8 protein-coding genes and 1 pseudogene are annotated in these 7,039 nt (G+C 68.9%); 6 read left to right on the forward strand and 3 right to left on the reverse strand.

Features of this window, described 5'->3' with window-relative positions:
- Window positions 1-182: 182 nt before the first annotated feature.
- Together Vau01_RS56440 and Vau01_RS56445 are read left to right on the forward strand one after the other, a co-directional pair.
- Window positions 183-698 carry a hypothetical protein gene (locus Vau01_RS56440; RefSeq protein ID WP_204011062.1) on the forward strand — a complete coding sequence of 172 codons (516 nt, stop codon included), beginning with the start codon at window positions 183-185 and terminating at the stop codon, window positions 696-698.
- Window positions 699-786: 88 nt separating this feature from the next.
- Window positions 787-1,917, forward strand: coding sequence for a serine hydrolase domain-containing protein (locus Vau01_RS56445; protein ID WP_204011065.1), 1,131 nt, complete (start codon window positions 787-789; stop codon window positions 1,915-1,917).
- A 30-nt stretch (window positions 1,918-1,947) separates the two neighbouring features.
- Here Vau01_RS56445 and Vau01_RS56450 read toward each other — a convergent pair whose 3' ends face one another.
- Complete coding sequence (locus tag Vau01_RS56450) at window positions 1,948-2,580, reverse strand: DJ-1/PfpI family protein (RefSeq protein ID WP_204011067.1); 633 nt, start codon at window positions 2,578-2,580, stop codon at window positions 1,948-1,950.
- On the opposite strand from Vau01_RS56450, the gene Vau01_RS56455 reads away from it, so the two are divergent.
- On the forward strand, window positions 2,579-3,526 hold the full coding sequence (locus Vau01_RS56455) for a GlxA family transcriptional regulator (protein ID WP_204011076.1): 948 nt from the start codon (window positions 2,579-2,581) through the stop codon (window positions 3,524-3,526). The two genes, Vau01_RS56450 and Vau01_RS56455, sit on opposite strands and share 2 nt — an antisense overlap.
- Window positions 3,527-3,664: 138 nt before the next feature.
- On the opposite strand, the gene Vau01_RS64185 is transcribed toward Vau01_RS56455, so the two are convergent.
- On the reverse strand, window positions 3,665-4,024 hold the full coding sequence (locus Vau01_RS64185; RefSeq protein WP_239152838.1) for a hypothetical protein: 360 nt from the start codon (window positions 4,022-4,024) through the stop codon (window positions 3,665-3,667).
- Between the two features lie 204 nt (window positions 4,025-4,228).
- On the opposite strand from Vau01_RS64185, the gene qcrB reads away from it, so the two are divergent.
- From qcrB to Vau01_RS56475, 3 genes and pseudogenes are all read left to right on the forward strand, one after another.
- Window positions 4,229-5,830, forward strand: a complete 1,602-nt coding sequence (gene qcrB, locus Vau01_RS56465; RefSeq protein ID WP_204011081.1) for a cytochrome bc1 complex cytochrome b subunit — start codon at window positions 4,229-4,231, stop codon at window positions 5,828-5,830.
- Between the two features lie 75 nt (window positions 5,831-5,905).
- Window positions 5,906-6,247 (forward strand): annotated as a pseudogene (locus Vau01_RS56470) (tyrosine-type recombinase/integrase); the annotation flags it as partial.
- Complete coding sequence (locus tag Vau01_RS56475; RefSeq protein ID WP_239152843.1) at window positions 6,244-6,624, forward strand: hypothetical protein; 381 nt, start codon at window positions 6,244-6,246, stop codon at window positions 6,622-6,624. The pseudogene Vau01_RS56470 and the gene Vau01_RS56475, both read left to right, overlap by 4 nt.
- Before the next feature lie 116 nt (window positions 6,625-6,740).
- Here Vau01_RS56475 and Vau01_RS56480 read toward each other — a convergent pair.
- On the reverse strand, window positions 6,741-7,039 hold a 299-nt coding region (locus tag Vau01_RS56480), incomplete at its 5' end, for a barstar family protein (protein WP_204011087.1).

A 7,039-nucleotide genomic window follows, 5' to 3' on the forward strand; every position in this document is an offset into this window, starting at 1 on the left:
GCGCCGGCGGTCGGCGGCACGAGGTGGGCTGGCATCATCGGTGGTCACCGGGTGAACGTGGAGCACCTCGAGGTGGCGGTGCTGCACCAGGGGTTCCCTGCCACAGCCACGGCGCCCACGGTCCGGGCCGTCGCCGTGCTGCTCGCCGCGGGACGGGCACACCCGGACACGGTCGAACCGAGGTGCTTCCGGACCTGGCCGACGCCGTCGCGGCCGCCTACCCGGTGGCGTACGCGCTGCTGGAATACGCTGCGCCGGACCGGACCCTGTTCCACGTCGAGCACCTCGTGGCGATGGCCCGGATCCCTGCCCTGGCCGACCGGCGGGAGGAACTCGCCACCCTCGTCCAAGCGCGGGCGCGCCGCGACCCAGGGCCGCGGGCTTCGTGGGTGCACTGTCTCGGCCTGCTCGGCGTGGACCTGCGCGACCTGCTCACCGACGCGGATCCGGCAGCCCGCCTCCGGGCCGCGCTGACGCACCAGAACGACCCGCGGGCCCGGGACCAGATCCTGGCCGCGCTGGGCGCGTTCCGCGATCCCTACAGCGCGCATCGGCCGCTAACGCACGCCCAGCGTGCGCTGCTACGGGCGCTGGTCGCGAACGAACAGCTCTGGGATCCGACGAACGGCAGCTGCGCAAACGTCTTCACACGGGCCGGACTACCGCACCACCGAGAAGCGTGCCGGCACGAGAGCTAGTGTCGTCGCGGTGCGGCGAGCCGTTCCCGCGTCCGCACGACGAGGCGAGCCGAACGAGCCGAGTGAGCAACTTGGGAGATGTCGAGAAATGACCAGTGCGTTGCAGTACCTGCTCGAGCGGCACGTCGCCGGTGGGACCGTCCCGGGTGTCGTCGCCAGCCTCGGCAAAGCGGAGCCCGAGATCGTGGTCGCCGGCACGATGTCCGTCGGCGGTTCGCCCATGCGCACCGACGCGATCATGCGCATACAGTCCATGACCAAGGCCGTGACTGCGGTTGCGGCCCTGCGCCTGGTCGAGGCCGGGCGCATCAGACTCGACGAGCCGGTGCAACGATGGCTGCCCGAATTGGCGGATCGGCAGGTGCTGAACAGCCCCACCGCCGATCTGGCCGACACGTCACCGGCCGTCCGGGCGATCACGCTGCGGCATTTGCTGACCAACACCTCCGGCTACGGAATGGAGCTCACAGCGTGTCCGCTGCAGCGGGCGATGGCTGACAATGAAGTCGACGCCGGCGTCGACCACGTGACGCTCGGGGCCGACGAGTGGCTCGCCCGGCTGGCGGCACTGCCCCTGGCCTTCCAGCCCGGCGAGGGTTGGCGTTACCACCATTCCTTCGGCATCCTCGGAATCCTGATCGCTCGAGTTGCCGGCCGGCCGTTGCAGGATCACCTGGCCGACGACCTTCTCGAACCCCTCGACCTGCGCGACACCGGACTGTCGGTGCCCGCAGGCAGCGTCACTCGACTGCCGGCCAGCTACCGGCACACCGACTCAGGTTTGGTCCAACTCGAACCGGCCGCCGGTGGGTTCTACGCCGGGCACCCGCCGTTCGACGTGAGTCACTCCGAGCTCGTCTCGACAGTCCGCGACTACACCCGCTTCGCCCGGATGCTGGCCGATGGCGGCCGGTTCGAAGGGCGGCAGATCGTGTCGGAGGAGCACCTCCGGCTGATGACCGGCGACCAGGTGCCGGCTACCGCCAAGACGCCGGACAGCTTCTTCCCCGGCTTCTGGGACCGGACCGGCTGGGGCTTCGGCGTCGGTGTCGACACCGAGGGCGGGCGGGTCGGCCGCTACGGGTGGTCCGGCGGACTGGGCACCAACTTCTTCGTCGACCCTGACGGAACCGTCGGTGTCCTGCTGACCCAGGTCGAGATGGGCGAACGGATTCAGGTCCTGCTTTCGGAGTTCCACGCCCTGCCTGACCCGGCATAACGTACGCGGCGACGGACTCGGATCGAGGCGTCACCTCCGCCAGACGGGGGAGCGTAGGGAGAAGTCGATGGAGGCGGCCACATCAGCAGCACGCTCCGCGCCCAGTTCCCGCTCGGTCAGCCACAGGCCCAGATCCAAGCCGGCGCTCAACGCACCGGCGGTAATCCGATCCCCGTCGTCAACCACCCGTTCAGCGATCACGTTGACGCCGTAGCCGCGTAGCTCGTCGAACGCGGCACGGTTCGTCGTCGCGTTGCGGCCGGTGAGCAGACCCGCCGCAGCCAGCAGCATTCCGCCCGTGCAGACCGATGCCGTCCATCGCGCGGAAACAGCCGCGTCGGCCAGACGCGCTGGCAGGACACCACGCTGCGCCTGCGCCCAGGAGCCTCGTTCGGCGCGGTTCATCCAGCCGCCGCCGACTGCGACGATTCCGTCGGGACGGCCCAGCACGCCGGGCACGTCCAGTCGCACGCCCCGCATACTGCGCACCGGACCTGGCTTGTCGACGACAACCAACTCCACGTCGAATCCCGCAGCCGACAGCACTTCGAACGGGCCGAAGGCGTCGAGTTCGTCGAACCCGTCAAAAATGACGATCTCTATCCGCACCTGGACAGACTCGCCGGTCGCATCGTGGTGTGCCAGTGGCATGCTTGCCGTCATGCGAAAGGAATCGGCCATTCATCGCGTCGCCGTGCTGGCTCTGCCGCCGGTGGTGGCGTTCGACATGGCCGTCGCCACGCAGGTCTTCGCTCATGAGGGTTCCGGTCGTTACGAGGTCGTGGTGTGCTCACTGCGGGCTGGGCCGGTGCCGACCACCACAGCGGGATTCGGCATCACCGTCGCCGCCGGTCTGGACGCGGTCGAGATCGCCGACACGGTCATCGTGCCGGGCTTCCGGCGCGGGCTGGCGCCGGCCGACGCACTCGACGCCCTCCGGGCGGCGCACCGACGCGGAACCCGGATCGCGTCGATCTGCAGTGGTGCCTTCGCCCTGGCCCAGGCCGGCCTGCTCGACGGTCGCCGGGCCACCACCCACTGGGCCCACGCCGCCGATCTCGCCCGCGAACATCCCGCCGTGCACGTCGATCCGGCAGTCCTCTACATCGACGAGGGCAGTGTGCTCACCAGCGCTGGACTCGCAGCCGGCCTCGACCTGTGCCTCTACCTCATCGGGGTCGACCATGGGCAACCGGCGGCGATCCGACGCGCCCGGGACATGGTCACCGCCGTTCACCGCACCGGTGGGCAGGCCCAGTACAGCCTCGCCGACACAACGGCCACGAGCGAGCGTCTCAACAGTGTGACCGAATGGGCGCTGGCCAACCTGCACCGGTCCATCACCGTCGCCGACCTTGCCCGGCAAGCGATGCAGTCGACCCGGACCCTCAGCCGCGCCTTCGCCACGGAGTTGGGCACCAGCCCACGCGCCTGGCTGATCGCCGCCCGGCTGCGCTCCGCCTGCGCCCTGCTCGAGACCGGCGACCTGACCGTCGAGGAGATCGCCCGGCGCAGCGGGCTGGGCACCGCCGCCAACCTCCGACTGCAGTTCCGCCGAACCTACGCCACCACCCCACTCGCCTATCGGAGTGCGTTCCAGCCACGCTGAGTCCCGCACCCGGACCATCCGGATCTGGCCGCCGACCGCGCCTCTTGGCCGCCGGCCACCACAGTGGGTGACAGCCACTTCGAACACCCGGCAGTTCCGCGGCTGTAGACGAGGCGATCAACAGCGCCGTGCGGGCGGTCAGTCGGCGGCTGGGCCACGTCGGTGGCGGTGGCGTGTCAGCAGGTATCCCGCGTAGGCGGCGATCGCGACGGCTGCGAACATCGCGGGTGGTCCGATGACCGCGTTGGCGCCGCTGCGGGATTTCATCGCGGTCCCGAACGCGTGGTCGGAGAGCAGCGACCAGTGCGACCGCCAGGACAGGGCCGATCCCGTCGAGAGCGCTGAGCCGACCGACAGGATCGATCCGGCTGAGCCGATGCTGCCGATGGAGGCGATCGAGCCGACGCTGCCGATGGACAGCACCGAGCCGTGGGAGCCGATCGACAGCAGGGAGTCGGTGGACCACAGCGACAAGCGGGAGGAGCCGGTAGAGGACATGAGCGGATTATGCGGTACTCCGGTTGCCCGGCGGCCATCCGCTGTGCCGCAAGCAACGCGGCCTGACGCACCGGGCGGTCGACGCGCGGGCCGGGTCGCCAAGGTGCTCACCTACGACGTTGGCCGGATGGTCGACGCCGCCGTCCCGTAACCGCGTTCTACGGAGTGTAGAATTTATCATTCTACGGAGTGTAGAATTTCCGCATGCGTCTCTACGCCCGTAGAGTCGCGAGCGGGGTCGATGACCGGCTCGCGGCCGCGACGCCCCTGCGTCGTCTGCTCAACAAGGTCTTTCCGGACCACTGGTCGTTCCTGCTCGGCGAGATCGCGCTGTACTCGTTCATCGTGCTGCTGCTCAGTGGCGTCTACCTGGCGTTGTTCTTCGACCCCTCGATGGCCGAGGTGACCTACGACGGTGCCTACACGCCGCTGCGTGGGCTGGAGATGTCGCGTGCCTACGAGTCCACGCTGGATATCTCGTTCGAGGTCCGCGGTGGGCTGTTCATGCGGCAGATGCATCACTGGGCGGCGCTGCTGTTCGGGGCGGCGATCCTCATCCACATGCTGCGCGTGTTCTTCACCGGCGCGTTCCGCCGGCCGCGGGAGCTGAACTGGGCGATCGGGGTCGTGCTGCTCCTGCTCGCCTGCGTCGAAGGGCTGATCGGCTACTCGCTGCCCGACGACGGGCTGAGCGGCACCGGGCTACGCATCGCCAGCGCCGTACTGCTGTCGATCCCGGTGATCGGCAGTTGGTTGTCGTCGGCGCTGTTCGACGGCGAGTTCCCCGGCACCATGGTCATCGGCCGCTTCTACCTCCTGCACGTGCTGCTGCTGCCGGGCGTGCTGCTCGCCCTCATCACCGCCCACCTGGGGCTGCTGGTGAAGCAGAAACACACCCAGTGGCCGGGCCCGGGCCGGACCGAACGCAACGTGGTCGGCGTGCGGATGGCGCCGGCGTTCGCGGCGAAGGCCGGCGGCTTCTTCATGATCGTATTCGCCGTGATCGCGGTGCTCTCCGGGCTGTTCCAGATCAACCCGGTGTGGGTGTTCGGTCCGTACCAGGCCGGAGTGGTGTCGTCGGCCAGCCAGCCCGACTGGTACATGTGGTGGCTCGACGGTGCGTTGCGGCTATTCCCGCCCTGGGAGGCCCGGGCCTTCGGCTACACGGTGCCCACCGTCTTCTTCCCCGCGGTGGTGCTGCCCGGCGTGCTGGTGACGGCGGCGCTGCTGTACCCGTGGCTGGAGGCCCGGTTCGCCCGCGCCGGGGCCTCCAGCACCGACCACCACCTGCTGCAACGCCCGCGCGACGCGCCGCAGCGCACCGCGCTGGGCGCGATGGCAGTGGCGTTCTACCTCGTCCTGACGCTGTCGACCGCCAACGACGTGATCGCCGAGCAGTTCCACATCAGCCTCAACGCGATGACGTGGGCCGGCCGGATCGGACTCCTGCTGGCACCGCCCGTCGCATACTGGGTGGCCTACCGCCTCTGCCTGGCGCTCCAGCAGCACGACCGCGAGGTGCTCGTACACGGCGTGGAGACCGGCATCATCCGGCGGCTGCCCGACGGCGGCTTCGTCGAGATCCACCAACCGCTCGGGAAGGACCTGGAATACCGCGGGTCACCGGTGCCGAAGAAGATGAACCGCCTCGGCGCGCTGGCACCGACCGTGCGCGGCTTCTTCGTCCCGATCGAAAAGCCTGCCGACAGGCCGGCCGAGAACGTCGGAGCGGGGAGCGGAGCGCTCAGCAGTCACACGACACACCGTGAACTGGTGCGGTCAGCGACTCGACGGGTCGACGACTGACAGAGCCCCGGCCGTCGCGACCGGCACTGCCCTCGCACGCGTCCGTCGGACCGATATCGAGCGAGCTCGTCGCACGCCGCCACCCGCCGGCTCAAACACCTGGCCGCCACCGCGGGGATCCGGATGCCGCGCATGCACCGTCACATGTTGAGACACACATTTGTGACCACCATGCTCGACGCCGGTGTCAGCCTGCGCGAGGTCCAGATCGCACGTCCTCGCCGCCTTCATGGCCTCAGGAACATGATCGACAGTGTGATCGACTCGCGGCTTGCCGATGAGCGGTTGTACGCGGGCCGCGTCGTCCGGCAGGATTTGGCCCTGTGGCAGGCCAACCCGAGCCGGACGCCGTTGGCGAGACCCGTCGCCGGCGCGGGCCGCTGCGAGCCTGGGTCGTCGCCAATCCGGCTGACGTGATCGACGTGTTCGTCTACGTGGTCGTCCTGAACCTCGCCGTTCAGTACCTCCCAACGGTCATCAGCGAGACCTTCACCCTCTCGTTGCTGACGGCCGCCCTGCTCAAGGTCACGCTGGAGTTGGTGCTCCTCCTCAAGGGCGCCGTTCTGGCTCGGCTACGCGGGGCAACCACACGGCTGGCAAAGACGACGTCTGCCCTCATGCTCTGGGTGGTGGCGGCGGGGAGCAAGTTCGTCGTGCTCTGGCTGATCGACATCGTGTTCGGTGGTTCGGTCAGTCTGGGCGGCTTCGTACCCGTGACGCTGCTCGTCATCGCTCTGCTGGTGTCGCGGGCGGCTGTCAGACGTCTGCTCTACGGCACGACCGCCCCGGACTGAAATGCGCTTTGGCCGCCCAGCCTCGTGCGACAACGGATTTGGCCGATGCGCGGATCTGCCGCTGGCAGCGCGTAGCCCGCTGGCTCACAGTGCGTCCGTCGCGTGGACAGCCGGAGCTAGACCAATTCCAGGAGGATGTCGTCTTCGGATTCTGTGCCACCTGGACCGTGATCGCGAATGATCTCAACGATCTGGTCGAACAGAGTTGGCCCCTCCCCGCGGCGGGCTCTGGCGATCTCGGACTTGACCTGTGAGCGGTTGGCTGGATGGCACGTGACAAGCAGGCCCTCCAGGTATCGAGCGGTCGCGTCGTAGCCCAGGGCTGCCCTGGACAACTCGGAGTTGACCCACCTCAATGCCCACCCGTCCTCGGGCGTGCCGAAGCCGCCTCGGAGGATGTCGTTGAGGGCATCCA

The organism is Virgisporangium aurantiacum (assembly GCF_016863635.1).
GTDB lineage: Bacteria > Actinomycetota > Actinomycetes > Mycobacteriales > Micromonosporaceae > Virgisporangium > Virgisporangium aurantiacum.